Source organism: Sphingosinicella terrae (assembly GCF_003347635.1).
Lineage (GTDB): Bacteria > Pseudomonadota > Alphaproteobacteria > Sphingomonadales > Sphingomonadaceae > Allosphingosinicella > Allosphingosinicella terrae.
The window spans coordinates 122,334-145,537 of sequence record NZ_QDFY01000001.1; the positions used below are offsets into that span (position 1 = coordinate 122,334).

The 23,204-nt window shown below is 68.8% G+C and carries 28 protein-coding genes, 2 tRNA genes and 1 other RNA gene; 22 read left to right on the plus strand and 9 right to left on the minus strand.

The genetic code is table 11. The features are described 5' to 3' along the window. Window positions 1-58: 58 nt before the first annotated feature. Window positions 59-730, minus strand: a complete 672-nt coding sequence (locus tag DDE10_RS00580) for a protein-L-isoaspartate(D-aspartate) O-methyltransferase (protein ID WP_114950792.1) — start codon at window positions 728-730, stop codon at window positions 59-61. A 146-nt stretch (window positions 731-876) separates the two neighbouring features. Between DDE10_RS00580 and DDE10_RS00585 the strand changes: the two genes are divergently transcribed. From DDE10_RS00585 to DDE10_RS00610, 6 genes are all read left to right on the plus strand, one after another. Beyond that, window positions 877-2,409, plus strand: a complete 1,533-nt coding sequence (locus DDE10_RS00585; RefSeq protein WP_114950793.1) for an AMP-binding protein — start codon at window positions 877-879, stop codon at window positions 2,407-2,409. After that, entirely contained in the window at window positions 2,406-3,170 is a 765-nt protein-coding gene (locus DDE10_RS00590) for a crotonase/enoyl-CoA hydratase family protein (RefSeq protein ID WP_114950794.1), read from the plus strand. Before DDE10_RS00585 ends, DDE10_RS00590 begins: the two co-directional genes overlap by 4 nt. A gap of 119 nt (window positions 3,171-3,289) precedes the next feature. Beyond that, window positions 3,290-3,709 (plus strand): DUF805 domain-containing protein, encoded by a 420-nt coding sequence (locus DDE10_RS00595; RefSeq protein WP_114950795.1) that lies wholly within the window; start codon window positions 3,290-3,292, stop codon window positions 3,707-3,709. 190 nt (window positions 3,710-3,899) lie between these two features. After that, a complete protein-coding gene (locus tag DDE10_RS00600) occupies window positions 3,900-4,304 on the plus strand; it encodes a DUF805 domain-containing protein (RefSeq protein ID WP_114950796.1) in 405 nt (134 codons plus the stop codon). Window positions 4,305-4,362: 58 nt separating this feature from the next. Further along, a complete protein-coding gene (locus DDE10_RS00605; protein ID WP_114950797.1) occupies window positions 4,363-4,908 on the plus strand; it encodes a DUF805 domain-containing protein in 546 nt (181 codons plus the stop codon). A gap of 74 nt (window positions 4,909-4,982) precedes the next feature. After that, a tRNA-Leu gene (locus tag DDE10_RS00610) sits at window positions 4,983-5,067 on the plus strand. 108 nt (window positions 5,068-5,175) lie between these two features. Here the strand turns inward: DDE10_RS00610 and DDE10_RS00615 are convergent. The 3 genes from DDE10_RS00615 to DDE10_RS00625 form a co-directional block, all read right to left on the minus strand. Next, the gene (locus tag DDE10_RS00615; RefSeq protein WP_114950798.1) at window positions 5,176-6,399 is read right to left on the minus strand and encodes a Gfo/Idh/MocA family protein; all 1,224 of its coding nucleotides are present in this window, start codon (window positions 6,397-6,399) and stop codon (window positions 5,176-5,178) included. A 126-nt stretch (window positions 6,400-6,525) separates the two neighbouring features. After that, entirely contained in the window at window positions 6,526-7,656 is a 1,131-nt protein-coding gene (locus DDE10_RS00620) for a Kelch repeat-containing protein (RefSeq protein WP_162806168.1), read from the minus strand. A gap of 250 nt (window positions 7,657-7,906) precedes the next feature. Further along, window positions 7,907-8,437, minus strand: a complete 531-nt coding sequence (locus DDE10_RS00625) for a dihydrofolate reductase family protein (RefSeq protein WP_114950800.1) — start codon at window positions 8,435-8,437, stop codon at window positions 7,907-7,909. A 574-nt stretch (window positions 8,438-9,011) separates the two neighbouring features. Between DDE10_RS00625 and DDE10_RS00630 the strand changes: the two genes are divergently transcribed. The 16 genes from DDE10_RS00630 to DDE10_RS00710 all read left to right on the plus strand — a co-directional run bounded on the left by DDE10_RS00630 (window position 9,012) and on the right by DDE10_RS00710 (window position 21,608). Continuing rightward, complete coding sequence (locus tag DDE10_RS00630; RefSeq protein WP_114951653.1) at window positions 9,012-9,686, plus strand: response regulator transcription factor; 675 nt, start codon at window positions 9,012-9,014, stop codon at window positions 9,684-9,686. 4 nt (window positions 9,687-9,690) lie between these two features. After that, entirely contained in the window at window positions 9,691-11,082 is a 1,392-nt protein-coding gene (locus DDE10_RS00635; protein WP_114950801.1) for a sensor histidine kinase, read from the plus strand. Window positions 11,083-11,291: 209 nt separating this feature from the next. Further along, the gene (locus tag DDE10_RS00640; RefSeq protein ID WP_284734352.1) at window positions 11,292-11,669 is read left to right on the plus strand and encodes a helix-turn-helix transcriptional regulator; all 378 of its coding nucleotides are present in this window, start codon (window positions 11,292-11,294) and stop codon (window positions 11,667-11,669) included. Further along, on the plus strand, window positions 11,666-12,079 hold the full coding sequence (locus tag DDE10_RS00645) for a VOC family protein (RefSeq protein WP_114950802.1): 414 nt from the start codon (window positions 11,666-11,668) through the stop codon (window positions 12,077-12,079). Before DDE10_RS00640 ends, DDE10_RS00645 begins: the two co-directional genes overlap by 4 nt. A 45-nt stretch (window positions 12,080-12,124) precedes the next feature. After that, entirely contained in the window at window positions 12,125-12,343 is a 219-nt protein-coding gene (locus DDE10_RS00650; RefSeq protein WP_114950803.1) for a hypothetical protein, read from the plus strand. A gap of 79 nt (window positions 12,344-12,422) precedes the next feature. Next, the gene (locus DDE10_RS00655; protein ID WP_114950804.1) at window positions 12,423-13,028 is read left to right on the plus strand and encodes a DNA-3-methyladenine glycosylase I; all 606 of its coding nucleotides are present in this window, start codon (window positions 12,423-12,425) and stop codon (window positions 13,026-13,028) included. Window positions 13,029-13,129: 101 nt separating this feature from the next. Continuing rightward, window positions 13,130-13,633, plus strand: a complete 504-nt coding sequence (locus tag DDE10_RS00660; protein ID WP_114950805.1) for a MarR family winged helix-turn-helix transcriptional regulator — start codon at window positions 13,130-13,132, stop codon at window positions 13,631-13,633. A gap of 25 nt (window positions 13,634-13,658) precedes the next feature. Continuing rightward, the gene (locus DDE10_RS00665; RefSeq protein ID WP_114950806.1) at window positions 13,659-16,007 is read left to right on the plus strand and encodes a TonB-dependent receptor; all 2,349 of its coding nucleotides are present in this window, start codon (window positions 13,659-13,661) and stop codon (window positions 16,005-16,007) included. Between the two features lie 198 nt (window positions 16,008-16,205). Further along, window positions 16,206-16,586 carry a VOC family protein gene (locus DDE10_RS00670; RefSeq protein WP_114950807.1) on the plus strand — a complete coding sequence of 127 codons (381 nt, stop codon included), beginning with the start codon at window positions 16,206-16,208 and terminating at the stop codon, window positions 16,584-16,586. Between the two features lie 417 nt (window positions 16,587-17,003). Beyond that, window positions 17,004-17,234: a hypothetical protein gene (locus DDE10_RS00680; RefSeq protein WP_114950809.1), complete on the plus strand. Its 231-nt coding sequence runs from the start codon at window positions 17,004-17,006 to the stop codon at window positions 17,232-17,234. Next, on the plus strand, window positions 17,231-17,965 hold the full coding sequence (locus DDE10_RS00685; RefSeq protein WP_114950810.1) for a hypothetical protein: 735 nt from the start codon (window positions 17,231-17,233) through the stop codon (window positions 17,963-17,965). Before DDE10_RS00680 ends, DDE10_RS00685 begins: the two co-directional genes overlap by 4 nt. A gap of 96 nt (window positions 17,966-18,061) precedes the next feature. Beyond that, window positions 18,062-18,652, plus strand: coding sequence for a hypothetical protein (locus tag DDE10_RS00690; RefSeq protein ID WP_114950811.1), 591 nt, complete (start codon window positions 18,062-18,064; stop codon window positions 18,650-18,652). 104 nt (window positions 18,653-18,756) lie between these two features. Continuing rightward, a complete protein-coding gene (locus DDE10_RS00695) occupies window positions 18,757-19,308 on the plus strand; it encodes an NADPH-dependent FMN reductase (protein WP_114950812.1) in 552 nt (183 codons plus the stop codon). Between the two features lie 85 nt (window positions 19,309-19,393). Continuing rightward, the gene (locus DDE10_RS00700) at window positions 19,394-20,572 is read left to right on the plus strand and encodes an AI-2E family transporter (protein ID WP_432653703.1); all 1,179 of its coding nucleotides are present in this window, start codon (window positions 19,394-19,396) and stop codon (window positions 20,570-20,572) included. A 356-nt stretch (window positions 20,573-20,928) separates the two neighbouring features. Further along, window positions 20,929-21,005 (plus strand) — tRNA-Asp (locus DDE10_RS00705). A gap of 108 nt (window positions 21,006-21,113) precedes the next feature. After that, entirely contained in the window at window positions 21,114-21,608 is a 495-nt protein-coding gene (locus DDE10_RS00710) for a DUF2062 domain-containing protein (protein WP_114950813.1), read from the plus strand. A gap of 7 nt (window positions 21,609-21,615) precedes the next feature. Here DDE10_RS00710 and DDE10_RS00715 read toward each other — a convergent pair whose 3' ends face one another. The 5 genes from DDE10_RS00715 to DDE10_RS00730 form a co-directional block, all read right to left on the minus strand. Continuing rightward, window positions 21,616-21,828: a DUF2842 domain-containing protein gene (locus DDE10_RS00715; RefSeq protein WP_349356525.1), complete on the minus strand. Its 213-nt coding sequence runs from the start codon at window positions 21,826-21,828 to the stop codon at window positions 21,616-21,618. After that, complete coding sequence (locus DDE10_RS00720; RefSeq protein ID WP_114950814.1) at window positions 21,819-22,406, minus strand: 5-formyltetrahydrofolate cyclo-ligase; 588 nt, start codon at window positions 22,404-22,406, stop codon at window positions 21,819-21,821. Before DDE10_RS00720 ends, DDE10_RS00715 begins: the two co-directional genes overlap by 10 nt. After that, window positions 22,393-22,548, minus strand: a non-coding RNA gene (gene ssrS, locus DDE10_RS24025) — 6S RNA. Before ssrS ends, DDE10_RS00720 begins: the two co-directional genes overlap by 14 nt. A 12-nt stretch (window positions 22,549-22,560) precedes the next feature. After that, complete coding sequence (locus DDE10_RS00725; protein ID WP_114950815.1) at window positions 22,561-22,890, minus strand: cell division protein ZapA; 330 nt, start codon at window positions 22,888-22,890, stop codon at window positions 22,561-22,563. Then, window positions 22,890-23,105 carry a hypothetical protein gene (locus tag DDE10_RS00730; RefSeq protein WP_162806170.1) on the minus strand — a complete coding sequence of 72 codons (216 nt, stop codon included), beginning with the start codon at window positions 23,103-23,105 and terminating at the stop codon, window positions 22,890-22,892. The genes DDE10_RS00725 and DDE10_RS00730 overlap by 1 nt, the downstream gene beginning before the upstream one ends. Window positions 23,106-23,204: the final 99 nt, after the last annotated feature.

The following is a 23,204-nucleotide window of genomic DNA, read 5'->3' on the forward strand; positions in this document are numbered from 1 at the left end:
CCGTGAGGGCCCCGGAATGACCCGGCCGGTGAATCGTCTCCGCCCTGATGCAGCGACTTCATGCCAGCTCGAGCTGGGTGAAGCGCACCGGCAGCACCGCCCGCGTACCGGTCCGTCCGTCAGCCGTCTTCTCGACCACGCTCAACTGCTGGACTTCCTTGCTGCCGATCGGGATCACCATCCGGCCGTTCGGCGCCAGCTGCTCGACCAAAGCGGGCGGCGGCTCGGAAGCTGCGGCCGTGACCAGTATCCGGTCGAAGGGAGCGTGATCGCTCCATCCTCGCGAGCCGTCGCCGACGCGGATCTCGACGTCATGATCGATCGCGGCGAGGCGCAGGCGCGCCGCCTGGGCGAATTCCTCGACGATCTCGACGCTGTACAGGGTCGCTCCGAGTTCGGACATTATCGCCGCCTGCCAGCCGAGGCCCGTGCCGACCTCCAATACCCTCTGACCCGATTCGATCTCGAGCAGCTCCAGCATCAGCGCGCCGATGAAGGGCTGCGACAGGGTCTTGTCGAAGCCGATCGGCAGCGGCGTGTCCTGATAGGCGGCCGCCATCAGCTGGGCCGGCACGAACAGGTGCCGGGGCGTCTCCATCAACGCGCGGCGGAGCGCGGGGCCGAGTGTGTCGCGGCCGATCTCCTCCTCGGCGAGGTCGAAATGCAGCTCGATGACCTCGACCATGTGCCGGCGCAGGATCGCGAGATGCTCTTCGGTCATCGGCTTCATCCGGCCGCTCCTTTCGCTTTGCCTCCATAGTCGCTGGGGTGGCGAGGTCGAGGTCCTATCTCGCCCGGTTTCGGCGCTCGCCGGGCGGTGCCTGCGCTTGCCACAGCGGCCGGGCCGATCCACACTCCTTCGCGAAGGAGAGGTCAATGCTCGTCACCGAGCTCATCCGCCGCGGCGCGATGCGCCATGGCGATCGCGTCGCGATCCTGTTCGGAGACCAGCGGCTGACCTTTCGCGAGGTCGAGCGCCTGTCCAACCGGATTGCCAACCTGTTCATCGCCGGGCTGGGCCTCGTCAAGGGCAGTCCGGTCGCGCTGCTGCTCGACAACGGCCTCCATTCGGTGCCCTGCGATTTCGCCTGCTCGAAGGCGGGGCTGGTCCGCACGCCGTTGAACGGCCGGCTCTCGCTCGCGGAGCATGTCGCGATGCTGGAGGCGACGGGCGGGCGGATGCTGGTCTACGGCGCCACCCAGAAGGAGAGGGCGGCGGCCATCGCGGCCGAGCTGCCGGATCTCGCCGTCTATGGCCTCGGCGACGGCGAGATCGGACCCGATCTGCTGGCGCTCGCCGCCGACGCCTCCGACTGCGATCCCCGGCTGCCCCACGATCCCGACGACATCATCCTGTCGCTGTTCACCTCCGGCACCACCGGCGGTCTCAAGGCGGCGCGGCACAGCCATGCCAGCTATTCGGCGGTGGTGCACAACGTCCTCACCAACCTCGTCGCGCCGAAGGCGGGCGACGTCATGCTTCACGCGGCCTCGATGATCCATGCCAGCGGCACCTTCGTCCTGCCCTACTGGCTGGGCGGCGGTGCGGCGGCGATCCTGCCCGGCTTCAGCCCAGCCTCCTATGTCGAGGCGATCGAGCGCTGGCGCCCCACCGCGCTCAATCTCGTGCCGACCATGCTGCAGATGCTGTTCCAGCTGCCCGACGTCGATCGCGCCGACTTCGCCTCGGTCGAGACGATCCTGTACGGCGCCTCGCCCATGCCGCGGCCGGTGCTCGAGCGCGGCCTCGACATCTGGGGTCCGGTCTTCGTCCAATATTACGGGCAGACCGAAGCGCCGCTCGCCATCTGCCGGATGAGCAAGGAGGAGCATGTCGGCGCGACGCCGGAGCGGCTGCTTTCCTGCGGGAGGCCGAGCGTGGAATGCGAGGTGCGGCTGGTCGACGAGACGGGCGTGGAGGTCGCCGCCGGCGAGCCTGGCGAGATCGTCGTGCGCGCGCCCTTCACGATGAAGGGCTATGCCGATCCGGCGATCCCCGCCTTCCTCCCCGGCGGCTGGCTTCGCACCCGCGACATCGGCCGCTTCGACGAGGAAGGATTCCTGACCCTGATCGACCGGACCTCCGACATGATCGTGACAGGCGGCTACAACGTCTATCCGCGCGAAGTAGAGGATGCGCTGGTCGCCCATCCGGCCGTGGCCCAGGTCGCGGTCGTCGGCTTGCCGGACGAGACCTGGGGCGAAGCCGTCACGGCTTTCGCCGTGCTCCACGATCCGGGGGAGGGCGACGAGGCTGCGTTGATCGCCTTCGCCCGGGAGCGGCTGGCGGCCTATAAGACGCCCAAGTCGGTGCACTTCGTGCCGTCCATCCCGCTGAGCGCGGTCGGCAAGCCGCTGCGCCGCGCGCTGCGCGAGCCTTATTGGGAAGGCCGGGAGCGACGGATTTGAGCGTCCGTATCGAGCGGCGAGGTCCGGTGACGACCGTCATCCTCGACCGCCCGGACCGGCGCAACGCCGTCGACCCGGCGACGGCGGTGGAATTGCGCGAGGCGTTCGATGCCTTCGAGGCGGACGAAGGCGCCGAGGTCGCGGTGCTGACCGGCGCCGGCGGCCATTTCTGCGCCGGCTACGATCTCAAGGCGTTCGCCGGAGGGGGAGGCGGCCACGATCCGGAAGGCGAGGGGCCGATGGGTCCGACCCGTCGCCTGCTCTTCAAGCCGGTGATCGCGGCGGTCGAGGGCTATGCCGTTGCGGGCGGGCTCGAGCTCGCTTTGTGGTGCGATCTGAGGGTGGCCTCGGCCAGCGCGGTGTTCGGCGTATTCTGCCGGCGCTGGGGCGTGCCGCTGATCGACGGCGGCACCGTCCGGCTGCCGCGGATCGTCGGCCAGGGGCGGGCGCTCGACATGATCCTGACCGGGCGCGCGGTTGCGGCGGAGGAGGCGCTGTCGATCGGTCTTGCCGACCGGCTGGCGGCGGCGGGGCAGGCTCGCACCGAGGCCGAGCGGCTCGCGCATGAGATATCCGGTTTCCCGCAGGTCTGCCTGCGCGCCGATCGCAATTCGGCCCACGCGCAATGGGGACTGACGCTGGGCGAAGCGCTGCGCGCGGAAGCGCGCGGCGGCGAGGCGCCGCTCAGTCAGGGCGCCCGCGACGGCGCCGCCCGCTTCGCCGGTGGGCGAGGGCGCGCGGGCCGGTTCGACGACCTCTGACGGCCGCGGCGGCGTCGCGGGCAGACCGTCAGTAGGGGCGCTACTCGTGCTTGATTACGTGCTCGAAATGACCGATCCTCCACTTTCCGCAAGCCTGCGGCAACGAAGGGGGATGCGCCATGGAATATATGTTCGCACCGCTGAAGCGTTACGCCGAATTTTCCGGTCGGTCGCGCCGGAAGGAATATTGGCTCTGGGTCCTGTTCGTCCTCGTTGCTTATTTCGTGCTCATGTATGTCGATGCCGCGCTCGGCCTCGGCGGCACCGCCGACAGCTATGCCGAAGGCGGCTCCGCCGGCTTCAACATGTCGGGCGGATGGCTGACGATGATCTTCGCCCTGGCGGTCTTCATCCCCGGCCTCGCGGTATCGATCCGCCGGCTCCACGACATCGGCAAGAGCGGATGGTTCGTGCTGCTCGCCTTCGTCCCGCTCGTGAACCTCTACCTCCTCTATCTCTATGTGCAGCCCGGCACCCAGGGGCCCAACGAATATGGCCCCGATCCGAAGGGCGAGGACGCCCAGAAGGTCTTCGCCTGAGCCTTCCGGTCCGGCGTCCGGATGACCCTCCGGGCGCCGGGCCGCGCCACTCTTGTTCGCCTCTTTCGACTCGCGGCGTCCTTGTCGCGCCCCGTGCCGCCTCGGTCGCAGTCGGGTTGGCTCGCTTGCGCATCGGCCGGACTGGGAGCCCGCGGAGTCCCGGGGGGCTCCGACCAAGAGGGGAAAGATCATGGAATATATGTTCATGCCGTTGAGGCGGTACGCCGACTTTTCCGGACGCTCGCGCCGCAAGGAATATTGGATGTTCGCCCTGTTCCTGACGATCGTCTATGTCGTGCTCTACACCTTCATGCTCGGAGGGATGCTGAGCACATCGACGTCCGGCCAGGTCGGCGCCGGATTCGGCGTCTCGATGATCCTGCTGCTGTTGTTCGCGTTCGCCATGTTCGTGCCGGCGCTGGCCGTTCAGGCCCGCCGCTTCCACGACCAGGACAAGTCCGGCTGGATGGTGCTGCTGAACCTGATCCCGCTCGGCAGCCTTGTCGTGCTCGTTTTCATGTGCATGGAAGGGACTCGCGGACCGAACCGCTACGGCCCGGATCCCAAGGGCGACACCAGCCGGGTGTTCGCCTGAACGCTTCCGCCGGGGCCGCACGCCGGCCCCGGCGGCCGCATCGCCGAGGGGAGGATTGATGGAACATATGTTCATGCCGCTGAAGCGCTATGCGGACTTTTCGGGCCGCTCGCGCCGGATGGAATTCTGGATGTGGGTGCTGTTCCAGTTCCTGCTCGGCCTGGTCTTCGCGATCCTGGTGGTGGCGATCGGCGGCGCGGCCATGCTCAGCCAGGACGCGACCGGAATGGTCGCGGCGGGCGGCGCCGCGCTCATCTTCTACGGCCTCTGGGGCCTTTGCAGCCTGGCCTTCTTCATCCCCAATCTCGCGGTGACGGTGCGGCGGCTGCACGACACCAATCGCAGCGGCTGGTGGATCATGCTGTTCTGGGGGCCCTATCTGCTCGCGCTCGCGCTCACCGTCATGGCTGCGGCGAGCCTTGCCGGCGGCGCCGGCGCTGCCGAGGGATCGGCAGTGCTCGGCATGCTCGGCGGCCTGCTCAGCATCCTGTCGATCGTCGGAAGCCTGGTGCTTCTCGTCTTCATGTTCATCGACGGCACGCCCGGGCCCAACGATTATGGCAGCGATCCCAAGCAGCGCGACGCCAGCCACGTCTTCGCCTGAGCCCGGCCCGGGCGCCACGCACACGCTTGTTGCCCGCGCGGCGGACGCCGATTAGAGAGTGCCGGCCCGCGCGGGCCCCCGTGGCGGAATTGGTAGACGCGCTCGACTCAAAATCGAGTTCCGCAAGGAGTGTCGGTTCGAGTCCGACCGGGGGCACCAGGTCTCGGATCCGCCGAACGGCCGGTCGCCCGGCGTTCCTGCCCTGGCCGCCGCCCGATGCATCGGCTGCGCCTGACGCGGCCGCTCCGATTGCCTCGGGGCGTCGCCTCAGGCCCTCATCGTGCCGTCGGGGTTCAGCCGAACCGTTCGGCCCTGCTCCGCCGAGGCATAGATCGCCTCGATCAGGCGCAGGTCGCGCAGCCCCATCTCGCCGGGAGTCCTGATCGCGGTGCCGTCGCGAATGGCATCGGTGAAATGGTCGAGCTGGCCCGCGAACTGGACGCCGGGGTCTCCCGGGTTGAATTCGCGGCGGCCGCCGGCCTGCAGCCACATACGCTGCCCGGAATAGTTGGTCGCCGGGTCCATGAACAGCGCGCCGGTGGTGCCCTGGACCTGGACGAAATTGGCGCCGGCGGAATCGTAGGATGTCGCCAGCTGCGCCACCGCGCCCGAAGGAAACCGCCATTGCGAGGAGACATGGGCGAAGATCTCCGCGAAGCGCGGGTCGTTCGCCGGCCGGAAGGTGGCCGCGCTGATGCTCTCCGGCATCTCACGCGTCAGATAGAGGGCGGCCTGGAGACCGTAAATGCCGAGGTCCTCGAGCGGGCCGCCGCCGGCCAGCGCCCGGTTTACGCGCCAGTTCTCGCTCGGGCTCGTCGGGCCCATGCGATAGGATTGCTCGGTCCGCACCAGCCGGATGTCGCCGACGGCGCCTTGCGCCATCAGCTCCATGGCTTGAACATTGTGCGGCTCGAAATGCGATCGATAGGCGATCATGAGCTTGCGGTCCGCGCGGCGGCTCGCCGCGATCATCCGCTCGCATTCGGCGCTGGAGAGCGCCATCGGCTTCTCGCACAGGACATGCTTGCCGGCTTCGAAGGCGCGCTCGGTCCAGTCCGCATGCAACGCGCTCGGCAGGACGATATAGATCGCATCGACCCGGTCGTCCGAAGCGATGCGCGCGAAGGTCTCGTAGGAATAGCGCGCGTCCGCCGGAACGCCGTAGGCATCGCCGACGCGCCGAAGCTTGTCGGGATTTCCGGAAACGATCGCGGCGACATGGGCGCGCTGGGCCTCGGCGAAGCGCGGCATCATCTGGTTGAGCGCATAGCCGCCGAGCCCGACGATGGCGAAGCCGACGCTGTCCGGGCGCCGGGGCCGCGGCGGAGTCGCGGGAAGCTCGGCACCCCGCGGCATCGGCTGTCCGATCGCCCGCGGCGCGCCGCTGTCCTGAAGCCAGGCGGCGGCCGGACTGGCCGCCGTCGCCAGCGACAGGGCCGCCATTCCTCCGCCGGCCCCGAGAAAGCCTCGCCGCGTCACTCCGTCGATCATCCCGCCTCCTGTCCGGTCGTGCCGGCGTCGCTTGCGCGCCATCGAATCGCGCGCTCCCTGGTCGGCACCCACTGTAGCCGATGCACCGCCGCGCGTCTGGAGCCGCAGGTTGAACGGACCGCGCCGTCACGCGCAGCGCAACGTCGGCCGATAGACCTGCATGGCGTTGGTGCCGGAATTGCCGCCGAGCGTGATGCCGCCGCCGGGGAGGAAGATGCGGCCGTCGATCACGGCACTGCCCTTGAGGCCGTGGACGGCGATCGGCAGGTCCGGCAGCCGCGTCCAGCGGTCGGCGCGCGGATCGTAGGCGTAAGTGGTCGGCGTCAGTCCGAGCACGTGGGTGCGCTCGCCCTCGCCGCCGAAGACGAACAGGCAGCCGGCATGAACGGCGGCGGTGATGCCGCCGCGCGGTGCCGGCAGCGGCGCGCCGCGGCTCCAGCGGCGGGTGGCGGGATCATAGATCTCGACCGTGTCGACCCGCTCGGCCATGGCGCCCGGGCCGGTGCGCCCGCCGGCGACGATGATCCGCCCATCGACCGCGGCCATGGCGAGGTGGTTGCGTTGGGTCGGCAGGTCCGGGAGCCTTTCCCAGCGGTCGGTCGCCGGATCGTAGACCTCGAAGGCCGAGCCGCCGGGCGGGCGGCCGCCGGCGACGTAGATCTTGCCGTCGACCACCGCCGCGCCGCCGCCGCTCCTCGGCGTCGGCATCGGCGCCCGCTGGACCCAGCCGCCGATCGCCGGATCGTGCATCCAGACGTGATTGACGAAGATCTCCGGCCGCCCGGTGCTGGCGCCGTCAATCTCGCCGCCGATCGCGAAGAGCCGGCCGCCCACCGCCTTGGCCATCATGTGGTGGATCGGCTGGGGAAGGCGCGGCCCGAGCGTCCAGCGGCTCGCCACCGGATCGTAGATCTGGACGAGGTTGGACGGGAGCCGGCCGGGCGGATAGCCGCCGAGCACCCAGATCTTGCCGTCCAGCTCGGCGATCGCATGCTCCGAGCGGGCGAGGGGCATGGCGAGACCCAGGCTCCAGCCGTCGAACTCCGGATAGGCGCCGACCGGAGCGCCGGCGCTCACCCGCTCGTTCCAGGTCTCGACCAGCACATTCTCCTCGACCGGGGTAGCCGGCCGAGGCGCCGGCGCCGCCGCCGCGGGCGGGGACTGTGCCGGCTGCGCCTGCGCCAGCGTCGCGGCGGCCAGAGCGGGTGCTGCCGCGGCGGCCCATGCTGCGAATGTCGACTTCCTCGTCCTGGCCATGACACCTCTCCCGAATGAGGCCGCAATGCTGCCGCACCCGGGCACGGCTGACCATAGGCTGAAAGTCCCCGAGCCCGACGGCCGGACCCATGTGTTTCGCTCGAGGACCTCGCCCGCGCGATCCGCGCCCCGGCCGACGGCAAGACGGCCCTCCAGCCCGCCATGACCGAGAGCCTGATGGCGGCGATCCGGCGCGGCCCATCGCCTTCACCCGACCGCCTTTTCGCTGAGCGGCTGGGTTAGCGTCTCGTCAGGCGGGAACGTAGGTCAGCCGGATCACGTCGTCGTCCATCCGGTCGGCCGCCTTGAGGCGGAGCCGCGGCCGTGGCCCGGCGAAATAGGGCTTGCCCTGGCCGAGCACGACCGGGTGCAGGTAGATCTGATATTCGTCGATGAGCCCGAATTCGGTGAGGCTGTGCGCCAGATCGGGCCCGGCCACCTCGATTTCGCCGCCGCGCTCGGCCTTCAGCTTGCGGACGGCCGATTCGAGATCGCCCTCGACGAGCGAAGCGTTGGGCCCGACCGGTTCGGACGAGTGCGAGACGACCCATTTGGGCTGTCTGCGCCACGCTACGGCGAAGGCCTTCTGGTCGGCATCCCATTCGGGATGCTCGTCGTCCCAGTAGCGCATGATCTCGTACATCCGGCGCCCGTAGAGGCTGCCCTCCAGTCCCTGCGCCTGCTCGATGAAGTGGCGGAAGAGCGTGGGGGACGGCCCGAACGCCATATGGTCGACATAGCCGTCCAGCGACTGGTTCATACCGAACACGAGCTTGGCCATGGCACGCTCCTTCCTCGCTTCGCCCTGCCGCTTGCAGGCTGCAATCGGTTGGAATTAGCTCGACCGCTTGTGCTTCGCAAGCGGTCTCTCGAAGGCGGCACGGCGCTGCCAAGCCGGTCCGAGGAACGCCGGCGACGCGGCCGGATCAGGGAACGCCCGGTCCGCGCGGCGCCGAATCCGGCTCGTCGGCAAGAATCCAGTCCTGATCACGACGCACCACGCCGCGCTGGCAGAGCACGCAGCGGCCGTGCTGATCGCGACCGTGCCGCCGGCGCCTGCCGGGCTCCGGCCAGTGGCCGAACAGACCGCAAATCAGCTGCATCGAGCCGGCCGCACGGTTCGAGGGGCGGGGAGGGCCGCTCGCTCGGCCGCGCCGTTGCGGCTCGCCCAGATCAGCAGCCGGACCGTCGCGGCGAGACAGCCGCATTCGCGCGCCTCGCCGCGGGATCGATGAAGGGAAATCATCGGGCGAGCATAGAATGGCTTGCTTGGCCCCGGATTGCCGCAAGATTTGATTTTCGCAATGTTGGCGGCGCCGCTTCCCGCCGCGGCGTCGTGCTGCCAAGCTCGGCCGATGCGGATCCTGCTGATCGAGGACGATGCGCGCGTCTCCGCCTTCGTGGCGAAGGCGCTGCGCGAGGAAGGCCATCTCGTCGAGCCGATCGCCGATGGCAGGGCCGGCCTCGTCCGTGCCACTTCCGATCGCTTCGACCTGATCATCCTCGATCGCATGCTGCCCGGCCTGGACGGGCTCAAGCTGTTGCAGGCCCTTCGGGCGACCGGCGATGCCACGCCGGTCCTGATCCTCAGCGCGCTCGGCGACACCGACGAGCGCGTCCGCGGCTTGCGCGCCGGCGGCGATGACTATCTGCCCAAGCCCTTCGCCCTGTCCGAGCTCGTCGCCAGGGTCGAGGTGCTCGGCCGGCGCCAGCCTGCGGCCGAGACTTCCGCGCGCATCGAGATCGGCGACTTCGCGCTGGACGCCATCGCCCGGACGGTCACCCGCGCTGGCCGGCGGATCGACGTCACCGACCGGGAGTTCCGCATCCTCACCTACCTCGCCAGTCATGCCGGCCGGGTCGTGACCCGCTCGATGCTGCTCGAGCATGTATGGGACTATCATTTCGATCCCCAGACCAACGTCATCGACCAGCATCTCAGCCGGCTTCGTCAGAAGCTCGAGCCCGCCGGCGCCGAGCCGCTGATCGAGACGGTGCGGGGCGCCGGCTACCGGATGCGGGACCGCTAGCCCGATGCGCCTCCTCGGCAGCTTCTCCTTCCGCCTCGCCCTGCTCTACGCGGCCCTGTTCACCCTGTCGGTCGCGATCCTGCTGGGCCTCTATTACTGGGTGAGCATCCGCCATCCCACCAACGAGGTTCAGGCCGGGTTGGAAGGCGAGGCGGCCCGCCTAGAAAGGCTCTACCGCGTCGGGGGCGAGGGGGCGCTCGCCGCGGCGCTCGAGCGGCGGGCGGCCGCGATGGCGCCGCGCGTCGCCTATCACGCCCTGATCGCGAACGACGGGCGGGTGATCGCCGCCAACCTGCCGAGCTGGCCGGCGCCGTCCGGGGCGCGCTGGCTGCGCATCGAGGCGGACGTCTATCGCGACGGCGACGAGGACGATCACGAGGCGCTGGTCCTCGATCGGCCTTTGCCGGGCGGTGCGCGCCTCCTGGTCGGCCGCGACATCGAGGATCTGGACGAGATCGAGGAGGCCGTGCGCGGCGCCGCGGTCTGGCTGCTGCCGGCCTTGCTCGTCCTCGTCTTCGTCGGCGCGGCGCTGATGAGCCGGGCTATCGGGCGCCGCCTCGATACGCTCGGCAACGCCGCGCGCCGGGTGATGGACGGAGACCTTACCGGCCGCGTTCCGGTGCGCGGGCCGAGGGACGATTTCGATCGGCTCGGCGCGACGCTGAACGCGATGCTCGACCGCATCGAGGCATCGATGGAATCGGTGCGCCGGGTCTCCGACAGCGTCGCCCACGAGCTGCGCACGCCGCTGTCGCGGCTCCAGGCCGACCTCGCCGAGCTTCGATCGGCCTCGCCGCACCGCGCCGCCGAGCTTCGCGAGCGCGCCCTCGCCGAATCCGATCGGCTCGCGCGGATGTTCGACGCCGTCCTTCGGATCGCCCGGATCGAGGCGCAGCGGCACGCGGTCGAGCTCGCGCCGGTCGATCTCGGCGCGCTGCTCGTCGACGCCGCCGACTATCACGCGCCGCTCGCCGAGGATCGCGGGATCGCGCTGGAGACGAAAGTCACGGACGATCTCACCGTCTCCGGCGACCGCGACCTGCTGTTCCAGGCGGTCAGCAACCTTATCGACAATGCGATCAAGTTCACGCCCGAAGGGGGCGCGGTCTCGCTCGACGCAAGGCGCGAGGCCGATGCGGTCGTGGTGACGCTGACGGACACTGGCCCGGGCATCCCGCCCGATCTTCTCGGCAGGCTCGGCGAGCGCTTCTTCCGGGCGCCCGAAGCGGCAGGCATCGCCGGTTTCGGGCTCGGGCTGGCGCTGGTGCGGGCCGTGGCCCGGCTCCACGCCTCGCCCCTGGACTTCACGAATGGGAAACCTGGCCTGGTGGTGCGCTGGCGCCTCGGTTGGACCAAGCCGACAGCGGGGCGGGCCGGACAGGCGCCGACCGGCTAGAGTCGCTTGCCGTTGCGAAGCGCAAGGCGGGCGGCCATCATCGACGCCCCTCCAGCCTCGATCCGGAAACGATGACCCGCAGCGCGCCGCCCTCCAGCGCAAACTCCGTCCCGGCATTGGATCCGCGGCTGCTCCGCCGGCTGCTGCGTGCCCGAGACAGGATGGATGCCGCCTCCCACGAGGCTTGGCCCGTCCGCAGGCTCGCGCGGGTGAGCGGCGTTTCGGAGGCGCATTTCGCGCGTTCGTTCCGGCAGGCCTTCGGCATTCCTCCCCATCGCTACCTGCTTACCCGCCGCGTCGAGCGCGCGACGGCGCTGCTGCGCGACACCGACCTGGCGATCACCGACATCGCCTTCCAGACCGGCTGGAGCAGCCTGGGCACCTTCGGCCGCACGTTCCGCGACATTACCGGCGAAAGCCCCGGCGACCTGCGCCAGCGACTGCAGGCGATCCGGCACGATCTCGAGCGCGTGCCGCATTGCTTCGTCAGCGCCGCGCATCGGCCCGATCTCAGAATAGCAGTTTCGGAGAAGCGGCGGTTGCAAGCCGACGATAGGGGCGGGCCATCAGAAAGGGAGGTCCCATGACCCAGGGTGTCCAGGTAGCCGGTCTCTACGTTCGAAATCAGGACGAGGCCGTCGATTTCTACGTCGGCAAGCTCGGTTTTCGAGTCCATACCGACGCGCGCAATGGCGATTATCGATGGCTGACGGTCCAGCATCCCGATCAGCCCGATTTCCAGCTCGGCCTGTTCCGGCCGCAGGCGCCGATGGTCGACGAAGCGACGGCGCAGCGGCTCGAAGAGGCGGTCGCCAAGGGAGCGATGCCGCCGCTGGTGCTGGTCGTCGACGATATCCGCGCCGCCTTCGAGGCGATGCGCGGCCGCGGCGTCGAGTTCACGCAGGAGCCGATCGAGCGCTATGGGTCGGCCGACGCCAGCTTCCGCGATCCCTCCGGCAATGGCTGGAAGATGATCCAGGCCCGCGCCCAGGGCTGATCATGTGCCCCATCCCGACCTGGTTGATCTTCGAGGGAGGCCGCTATGACTTTGCACGAGCTGATCCGTACGAGCCACCGCTGGCTCGGCATGGTCTTCACGCTGACCGTCGTCGCCAATTTCGCGGCGATGTCGCAGGGCGAGCCGCCCCCTTGGCTGGTCTATTCGCCGCTGGCGCCGTTGGCGCCGCTGATGATCAGCGGCCTTTACATGTTCTTCCGCCCCTATTTTGCGCGTCGGCGGGCGGCGCGGGCGACGTCCTGATGGCCTGAGTCCGCTTCAAGGCTTTCCTCGTGCCGCCGTCGCGGGCAGGTTCGACCGCACGGCACGGCGGAGGAAGACGATGGCGACGATCCCGGGACCCGATGGGCGGCCGCGCTGCCGCTGGAGCGCGGCGGCGCCGGAATTCCTCGATTATCACGACCGCGAATGGGGCTTTCCGATGGCCGACGACCGCCGCCTGTTCGAGAAGATCTGCCTGGAGGGCTTCCAGTCCGGGCTGAGCTGGCGGACCATCCTCGCCAAGCGCGAGAATTTCCGTCGTGCCTTTTGCGGCTTCGATCCCGCGGCGGTCGACCGGTTCGACCGCAAGGACGTCGAGCGCCTGCTGGCCGATCCCGGCATCGTCCGCCACCGCGGCAAGATCGAGGCGGCGATCAACAATGCCGCTCGGGCGCTCGAGCTGATCCACAGCGAAGGCTCGCTTGCCGCTTATCTGTGGCGCTTCGAGCCTGATCAGTCGGCGCTTGAGACGCCGCAGACCCGCTCCACCTCGCCCGAATCAATCGCTCTGTCGAAGGACCTGAAGAAGAGAGGCTGGCGATTCGTCGGGCCGACCACCGTCTATGCCTTCATGCAGGCGATGGGGCTGGTCGACGACCATGACGCCGATTGCGTGATCCGCCCGGAGGCCGAGCAGGCCCGCGCCGCCTTCGTCAAACCGACCTGAACGGACAGGCCCGGCCGAACGACGGCGGGAGCTCCGCCGCCTCTTGCGCGCCTCGCCACGGAATAGTAGTCTCTCATAATTGTCAGGGGGGTTGACAATCAATGACCACCCGAACGGAGAGCCTGTCCAACATCCGGCAGATGCCGCCGGTCGCGGTGCTGCGCGAGGCGCCGGAACGGGTCGGCCTGCGCGTCACCATGCTTCAGCTCGCCATCTATGCCGATCTGACGCCGCGCCTGGGCACGCTCGGCCTGACCTCCCCCAGCCGGATGACCGCCCTCCTGCACATCAAGGCGCATCCCGGCTGCAGCCAGTCGGAGCTGGCGCAGTTCACCGGCCTGTCGCGGACGAGCGCGATGACCATGGTCGAGCAGCTCGAACGCGCCGGCTTCGTCGAGCGCCGGGCCGGCGCCAATGCCCGGACCAATGCGCTGATGCTGACCGACACCGGACGCGAGGCGCTGGCAGAGGCGCTGGCGCAGAGCGCGATCAACGAGGAGCGGATCTTCGGGGTGTTCAGCGACGACGAACGCGCGACCCTGGTCCGGCTGCTCGAGAAGGGGATCTGTCACGTCGAGAAACTGCGCACCCGCCAGCCGGGATGACGCTGCGAGGGAGAGGGAGGAAAAGATGAAGACGAAGCTCAACGTCCTGCTCAAGCTGTCTTGCGTGCTGCCGGTCGGCGCGATCTGGTGTGCGCCGGTCATGGCCCAGTCCGCCGACGCTCCCGAGACCGCCGAGTCTCGGGACGACGACCAGGAAGTCATCGTCACCGCCCGGCGGCGCGAGGAGAGTCTCCAGGATGCACCGGTCGCCGTCACCGTCCTGACCGGCGAGTCGCTCGAACGCCAGCAACTCGTCTCGACCACCGATCTCGACCAGGTTGCGCCCAATCTCCAGTTCGCGACCCACGGCACCCTCACCGGCAACAACAGCGCCGCCCAGGTCTTCATTCGCGGCATCGGTCAGACCGACGCGACGCCCGCGGTCGATCCCGGCGTCGGCCTCTATATCGACGACGTCTATATGGGTCGCTCGGTCGGCGGCGCGATGGAGTTTCGCGACATTGCCAGCATCCAGGTGCTGCGCGGGCCGCAAGGCACCCTGTTCGGCCGCAACACGATCGGCGGCGCGGTGCTCATCACCACCAACCTTCCCGGCACCAATGCCGGCAGCCGCTTCCAGGTCGGCGCCGGCGACGACAATCTCGTCGAGGTCTTCGCGGCCTATGACGTTCCGATCTCCGAGCAATGGTCGGCGCGCGTCTCCGGCGGCTTCCGCGACCGCGACGGTTACGTCACCCGCATCTTCGACGGCGTCGATCTCGGCGACGAGCATACCTATTTCGGCCAGGCCGGCTTGCGCTGGCAGCCCGATCCGTCGCTCGATTTCATCCTGCGCGCCGATTATGCCCGCGAGGACGAGAATGGATCGCCCTTCGTCTTCCGCGCTATCAACGAAAGGGCGGTGTTCGTCGCCGCCCAGAGCGTCGCCGCCGGCTGCCCGGGAGCGACCTTTCCGCCGCCCTTCGTGCCGCAGACGCCGACCCGCGATCCGCGCTGCGGCAATGACGCGCAGGCGCTGGGGCCGTTCACCAACGGCGGCACCTATCCGGCCACGAGCAGCCTCGAGAATTACGGGGCGAGCTTCGTCGCCGAATGGGAGGCGAGCGCGGCGCTGACCCTGAAGTCGATCACGTCGGCGCGCCATCTCGAATGGTCCGGCACGCGCGATGCCGACAACACGCCCCTGCTGATCCTCCACACCAATTACACCAGCGAGAGCGACCAGTTCAGCCAGGAGCTGCAGGCGCTGGTCGAAGCGGGCCGCTTCCACGGCGTCATCGGCGGCTATTATTTCGACGAGGAGACGTTCGACCGGGTCATCGTGCCGGTCGGCAATCCCGGCACCTCCTACGACACCCAGCGCGTCTCGCTCGACACCGAGGCCTGGGCGGCCTTCACCCAATGGACCTTCGACGTCACCGACGCGCTCAGCCTCACCGCCGGCATCCGCTACACCGACGAGACCAAGGGGCTGCAGGGGATATTGTTCAACGTCGCGCCGGCAAGCGCGCCAGAGCCCGCCATCCCGACCGCTCTCTGTCCGTTCAACGGCCCGCCGCCGACCCAGACCGGCTGCCTGTTCCTCAGCACCGATCGGTTCGAGCAGAATTTCACCGCCTGGACCGGCTCGGCGAGCGTGCAATATCGCTTCAGCCCGGCCTTCATGGCCTATCTGAGCTGGTCGCAGGGCTTCAAGAGCGGCGGCTTCAACCAGCGCTACAATGCGTCGCCGCCGGGCAACGCGCCGATCGGCTTCGGCGCCGAGCAGGCGGAGACCTGGGAGCTCGGCTTCAAGACCAATCCGGCCCGCCGGCTGCGCTTCAACGCCGCCTTCTTCACCACCTCCTATGACGACATCCAGCTCACCTACCGGCTCGGCGTCGTGCCCTTGCTGTTCAATGCCGGCGCCGCGACGATCCGCGGCGCCGAGTTCGAGCTCGACTGGGTCCCGGTCACCGACCTCAGGTTCGACGCCAGTCTGGGCTGGCTCGACACCGAATTCGACAGCATCATCGATCCGCCGCCTTTCGGGCCGGTGACGCCGACCGCGGTCGCCACCCTCGACAGCCGGCTGCCCTTCACCCCGGAATGGCAGGCGCATCTCGGGGCGTCCTACACCTTCCGCTTCGGCGACGACTGGTCGCTGACGCCGCGGCTCGACGTCAGCTATACCAGCGACCAGTTCTTCGACGCCGGCAATTCGCCGGAGATCGCGCAGGACGACGTCACCGTGCTCAATGCCGGCGTCACGCTCGCCCAGGACAATTGGCGGGTCGCGCTCAACGTCTACAATCTCACCGACGAGCTCTATCCGACCGCCGGCACCTCGTCGCTGACCACCGCCTCGGGCTATGCCGAGATCATCTATGCGCGGCCGCGCAACTTCAGGGTGACCGCGACGATAGACTTCTGAGCACCGGGAATATGGCGGTCAGCCAGCCGTCGAGCACCCACAGGCCCTCGTCCAGCGCGCCCGCGGCACGCGGATCGGTCCGTTCGCCCGGGCGGCCATCCGATCGTCGTTCGGCAAGCGCGACTGCCGGCTTTGGGAACGGCCCGGCTTGGGCTATCCTGAATTCCGTCCGATCGCCGCAGGCAGGGGGAGAAGGCGATGAACGCCGCCAGGGAGCCGATCGCCTTCATCGCCACGGCGAAGCCGGCGGAAGCGCTCGCCTTCTATCGTGATGTGCTGGGTCTCGCGCTGATCGAGGATTCGCCCTTTGCCCTGATCTTCTCGGATGGGGGCCTGATGCTGCGCATCCAGAAGCTCCCCGAGCATGCGCCGGCCGGCCATACCGTGCACGGATGGAAGGTCGCCGACATCGATCGGGAGGTCTCGGCGCTCACGGCACAAGGCGTCCGCTTCAATCATTATCCACGCCTGGTTCAGAGCGAACTCGGCGTCTGGACCAGTCCGGACGGTCACAAGGTCGCCTGGTTCACGGATCCGGACGGCAACAACCTGTCGCTGTCGCAATTCAGCCCGGGCTGAATCGGGCGTCGCAGCTGGTCGTCCCGCGGGCGCGAAGAGCGGCCGCCGGCCAGGCTGCGTTCCGATCAGGAGGCTTCCGCCGTATCGGCCATTGCCCCATTTTCCTGGCCTTTCATGCCTCGACGGCCCGCAATATGTGCGGAGGGCCTGTTCCCGAGGTGGGCGCCTACGAGCGGATCGGCGACGACGTCTATCAGGAAGCCGTTCCTCGCCGCCCGCATATCTTCAACTGCCGCGGTGGATGACGACGGCGAAATGATCGCCCGGGATCAGGCCGGTGAAGCCGTAGCTGATCGTCCTGGAATCGTTCGAAATCCCGCAAAAGAGGGAAAGAAGCGGGCCCCGAGGTTCGCGATTGTCCGTGAGCCGGAACTGGAGTAATTCTTGGGCCGGGCAGCGGTGGATCGGGGGGATCCGGTGCAAAACTTCAATCGTGAGCTGGCGATAAGCCTGATCCTCGACGGATATCCGCCGGCGACCGCCGTCGGCGTCGCCCTCGGCGGTGGCGACCCGGATCGTTTCGACATGGTCGTTCATGGCGGCGCGCTGGGCGACGCGCCGGACCCGGCCTGCGTCGCGGCCCGGCTCCACGGCATCGATCCCCTGACCCGCGAGGAGGTCGAGCGCGCGCTGGACGCCTGCTCGTGAACCGCCCGGCGGGCGACGCGCCGGCGGGCGACTCGACCTACGTCCAGGCCCTCCCCATATACCTGGCGAGCGATGCCGAGGTCGCGCGTTACTTCCGCGACTGCCGGGACGAGATCGACGCGATCACCGGCCTTCACGTCGTCATCCTGATCGCCCGGGAGATCGACGCGAGCGATGCCGCGGGCGTGGCCGCCGCGCTCGACGCCGGCGAAGCCGCCCGATTCCCGGGCCTGCGCTTCGCCGACCTTCCCTGCCTGTGGATCGAGGATTCGCGCCGCCGCAGCGCGCTCCTCCGGCTGCCGCACGCCGCCGCCGAGATCGGGCAGGTGATGCGGACGCTCGCCGACGTCTGCCGGGAAACGAAGGACGCGCCCGAAATAGCCCGGCTCGTCGAGACCCGCCGACGATCCGACGCCAAGCAACGCTCGCCCCTGTTGTCCGCCCTCCTGGAGGAACTGCCCGTGACCAAATCCCAAGAAAGACTGATCGCGGTCGCCTGCGGCGTCGTCTTCGTCGCCGCCATCCTGGTCATCGCCTTGTTCATCCCGTCGCCGACCGCCTTCCAATATACGGTGTTCCGGATCGTGCTCGCGCTGGCCGCCGCCGGCTTCGTCTCGATGACGCCGGGATTCATCGAGGCGCAGGTCGGCAATTTCGTCCGGGCGGGCGGGGCCCTGGCGGTCTTCATCATCGTCTTCTTCTACGCGCCGGCAGCGCTGGGATCGCTCTGACCGAAGGGCGTTCCTGTCCCGTCTTCCCCGATGCCGCCCCTCGTGTGATGACATGCCGGTGTCCCGGCATTTCGGCCGTTCGGAGGATCGCGAAGCATGAAGTGGATCGCCACGACAGGTCTTGCCCTTGCGGCATCGGTCGGAGGCGCCGCGGCGCCGCCCGGCGAGCCTGGCGGATCGGCACGGCCGCCCGGTGTGACCGCGACCGTCGGGCCCTTCGTCGGCGAGCGGATCGTCCGCGCCGAATGGGCGCGCGCCGAGAACCGCCGAGGCTGCGCGCCGGTGGCGCTCGCGGAAGATGGTGGAGCCGGCGGCGTGCCTCGGCGGGCGACTTTCTCGGGCGGCTGGGCGGTGGCCTTCGATCGACCGGGCCTGCGCAGCGCTTACGGCGTGGCCGGCCCGGGACAGCTGCCGTCCGATTCGCAGGACGCGGACGTCCACCGCCTCCGCCTGGCAGAGCAATGGCCTCATTTTCGTGAGCTCGGCGCCCTGCCTGAACCGGCCTTCGCCGGATATGGCGTCGAGGGCGCCCAGCCCTATCCGGCGGACGATCCGGACGGGTCCGGGCTCAACTCGCTCGCTTATGTCCGAATCGGCGGCCAGACCTGCACCTACAATGTCTGGAGCCGCCTCGGCCGCGCCCATCTCGAGACCTTGCTCGACAATCTGCGGATGCTCTCCGACTGAGCTCGTCCGGCGCCGCGGCCGGCTTTTAGAAGTTTCAGCTTGACCTCAACCTTTGTTGAGGAATTATCGACGGGGCTCCCGCCATTTTCGCGAAGGAGCCTCGAATGTCCGATATGCTGCGTCTCGCCCTCGTCTATGGAAGCGTCCGCGAAGGCCGGTTCTGCGACATTGTCGCGCGCTGGGCGGCGTCGGAGGTCGAGCGCCGTGCCGAGTTCGCTCTCGATCCGATCGACCCGGCCGACGACTGGCCCGCGATCGACGCGGCGCTGTTCCGCAGCCGGCTCGATGCCGCCGACGGAGCGATCGTCGTCACCCCCGAATATAATCATTCCTATCCGGGACCGCTGAAGATGCTGATCGATGCGGCGGGCCGCGAGTGGCATGCCAAGCCCGTCGCCTTCGTCTCCTATGGCGGCGTCTCGGGCGGGCTGCGGGCGGTCGAGCATCTGCGCAGCGTTCTGGCCGAGCTCCATGCCGTCACCATCCGAGACACGGTGAGCTTCGCCAATGCCTGGGAGCTGTTCGGCCGCAATGGCAGGCCGATCGACCAATTCGGCCCGGCCCAGGCGATGCGGACCATGCTCGACCAGCTCGCCTGGTGGGCCCGGACGCTCAAGGCGGGACGGGAGGCGAGCGCCTATGGCCGCGCCGCCTGAGCCCGGCGGCGAATTCATGCACTTCTCACCACCCCCCGGTTTCGGGCATGCTTCGTCCGAGGAGGCGGGTGCGTCGATGAAGCAGATGCGTGAAGGCGAATCCGAAGGTGAGGTGCCGACCGCCCTTCAGGAGCTCGAGATCGAGGTCGAAGGCGCCAACTTCCGGCGCGACCGGCTGCTCGCCTCGCTCGCGCTCATGTTCGGGATCGGCCTTGCTCTGGCCTTGCCGTTCGCGCTGCGGGCAGGGGCGGAATTCTTCATGCCGGTCACGGCCGCTCTGGTCATCGCCATCGCGCTCGTGCCGTTGCTCGAATGGCTGGAGCGCCGCCGCATTCCCTCCTCGCTGGCGGCCTTCCTCTGCCTCGTCCTGTTCATCGCCGTCGCCAATATCGCGGTCGCGGCGATCGTGCTGCCCGCGTCGGAATGGCTGCGCATGGTGCCCGACCGTATCGGCCAGCTGCGCGAGACGCTCGCGCCCTTGTTCGAGGTCTATGCCAATCTCGAGCGGTTCATCGACAATATCATCAACGAGTTCGGGCGTTCCGCCGCCTCCGCGCCGCAGCGCGTGCAGGTGGAGACGCCCAATTCGATGCTGCAGATCATCGCCAGCTCGGCGCCGTTCGCGGCGATCCAGATGTTCTTCGCCGTGCTGGTGATCTTCTTCTTCCTCTCGGGCTGGACCCGGATGCGCAAGCGCACCATCACCGCGCGCTCCAGCTTCGGCGGTGCGATGACGACGGCGCGGGTGATCCAGCAGGTGGTCGACGCCACCTCCGCCTATCTCGGCACGATCACCGTCGTGAATATCGGCATGGGCCTCGTCGTCGCCTTGGTCCTCTGGCTGATCGAGATGCCCTCGCCCCTGATGTGGGGGGGCATCGCCACGGTGCTCAACTACATTCCCTATCTCGGCCCGATCGCATCGACGCTGCTGCTCGCTCTGGGCGGCCTGATGACCTTCCAGGATCCCTGGTACGCCTTGCTTCCCGCGATGAGCTTCGTCGTCATCCATCTCATCGAGGCCAATCTCGTCACCCCCTCGGTCGTCGGGCGGCGGCTCACCATCAATCCTCTGCTCATCCTGCTTTCGCTGAGCTTCTGGGCGTGGGTCTGGGGGACGACCGGCGCCCTGCTGGCGGTGCCATTGCTGATCATCATGCGCACCGTCCTCGACGCCGCCGGCAAGCCCGACATCGCCGGTTTCCTGTTCGAGGAAGGCACCCTCATCCACGACCATCACGACGAGCCGCGCGGGCCGGGATAGGCTTGTCATCCCGGTCTCCGCAGGGAGTCGCGCGGAGCCGCGGAGAGCGGAGGATCGGAGCCATTTCGTCGTCCTGGCGAAGGCCAGGAGGTCCCTGCCTTCCGGAAGGAAGGGAGATTCAAGCTTGCGCTGGAATGACGAGAGGGAGGCCGAGGCACGAACGCTCCGCGTCTCCGCGCGAAGGATTCGGCGCCGGCAGCCGCAGCCGAACGGGCAGAGGACGCAGCGGCTGCCCAAGTAGCTGAAACGAAAGCTGGAATCTCGTCCAGCGACCGCCGTCCGATCCCGCGCCAGAAATTCCTATCCGGCTCGCTTGACAGGCAAAGGTGCCTCGCCTACCTCGCCGCCTGCCCCACGCGGGTGTAGCTCAGTTGGTTAGAGCGCCGGCCTGTCACGCCGGAGGTCGCGGGTTCGAGCCCCGTCACTCGCGCCATTTTCCGGCGCAACCTTTTCCTAAGATGAGTGGAGTAGGTGGGCTGCCTGAGGCGGCTCCCCATGGCCGCTGGCTTTCCGGGCGATGAAGTGCAAGGATGCGTCGTCGATGCGCTGGTTCTCCGATCGTCTGCCCAAGCGGGACAGCCTGCTCTCGAAGTCGTTCCTGCGTCCGCTGGCGCACCGGCTGGTCCATCCCTCCCTCTGGCATTTCAACCGCTCGAGCGTCTCGAACGGGATCGCGCTCGGCCTCTTCTGCGCCTTCCTGCTTCCCGTCGGACAGATCATCCTCGCTGCCCTCTTCGCGCTGACGGTGCGCGCCAATCTGGCGGTCGCTGCGGCGGCGACTCTCGTCACCAATCCGTTCACTTTTCCGGCCATCTACTTCGCGGCCTACCGGCTGGGCGAGAAGGTGACCGGGGGCGGAACCGGCGATGCCGGGATGGCGAGCGGCGCCGCCTGGCTGCTCAGCATCTCGCTTCCCACCGCCGTCGGCCTGCTGCTCTTCGCTTTGGTCTCCGCGGCGAGCGGCTATGCCGCCGTGCGCCTGTTCTGGCGGCTCCGGGTTCTTCGCCGCTGGTCGCGCCGGCGCGCTGCCGCCTGACGGGGGCTCAGGCGCTTCGGCCGCGCTGCATCCAGCGGATGACGGGCTTCAGCGGAAGGATCCAGGCGATCCCCGCGACCAGGTAGAAGAGAAGCTCGAGCGGCCACGGCCAGTTGCCGGCGCGGCCGGCGAGGGTCACGACGAGGACGCTCCAGCCAAGAATGAGCGCGACGATCAGGAACATGCCGGCGAGGCTGCGCCAGCTCGGATTCACCGGCATGCGATCCACTCCTTCGGCGTGGCGATGGCGTCGAGCGGCTGGTCCCATGGATCGGCGGGGAGGGGATGGTCGCTGATCTGCCTCTCCCAGCCGATTCCGATGGTGAAGACCTCGCCGCCCTCGCGCAGGTGCGACAGCGCGCGGTCGTAATGGCCCTTGCCGTGACCGATGCGGGTGCCGCGCCGGTCGGCGAAGACCAGCGGCACGATGACGATGTCGGGGACCAGCGCCTCGGCCGCCGCCGCCGGCTGGAGCACGCCCCAGGGGCTCGGCTCGACCGCCGGCGCCTCGCGCCAGATCATCCGTGCATCCCGGCCGGCGAACCAGGGCAATGCGGCGCGCTGACCGGGGCCGAGGAGGTCGACGAGCGGATAGGGGCTGATCTCGTCCTTGAGCGGGTGATAGGCCGCAACGACCCGGGCGGTGACGAGATGCGGGATCACGAGCCGCGCCAGCTTGCGCTCGAGGTCGGATCGCAGGTCGGGCGTCAAGCTTCGGGCGAAGTCGCGGCGCCGGCGCAGGCCTTCGGCGCGCAGCTCGGATTTCTCCGAGGGGGAGGGGGGTGACGGGACCGCCATGGCCGTTTGCTGGAATATCCTCTGACGCCAGAACGTCAGGTGGGGACCATGTACGTCGGGCCAGGGCCCGGGCAGGGACAGTCCCCTAGGATGTCTTATCGCCTCAGGGATGTTCTCAAAAGCTCGTACCGGGCAGTACCCGTCAAGGTTCAATCTAGGCGCGCTCGGCCCCCGGCTCAAGGGTGACGGCAAGATTTTCGAGCCGCCCGGCGAGCCGCTCGAGCGCCTCGGCGACAGCGGGATCGGGCGGCGGCGGCGTCGGGTCGGGAAGGCCGGCGCCGGCGCGCACCTCCTTCAGCTCGTCGGCGATGAGCAAGGCAGCGAACAGCAGCTGCCGCGCCTCGGTAAGCGATCCGAGCGCTTCCGTCGCTTCCTGGGCCTTGCGATCGACGAGGGCGGCAAGGCCCCGCAGATGCGCCTCCTCGCCGTCGCGGCAGGCGACGCTGTAGCGCCGGCCGGCAATGTCGAGATCGACATGGGCCATTAGCGGGGCTCGCCTTGGGCGATGACCTGGTCGAGCTGGCCAATCGCCCCGGCGACCCGATCGCGCAAACGGTCGTGGGCGCTGCGCAGCCGCCGATATTCGGGAGCCTCGTCGATCGGCGGCGGGGGCGGGGCCGGCCGCGCGGCGGCGGCCTCGATCCGGTCGATCGCCCGCTCGATCCTTGCCACGGCCTCCAGGGCACGTTCGTCCGCCATCGATTGCAGGAATAGCACGTAAGGCCGGCGCGGCAAGCCTGCCCCGGTTGACGCAAGCGCCGTCGCCGATAAAGGGACGGCAGGCCGCCGCTCCCGGTC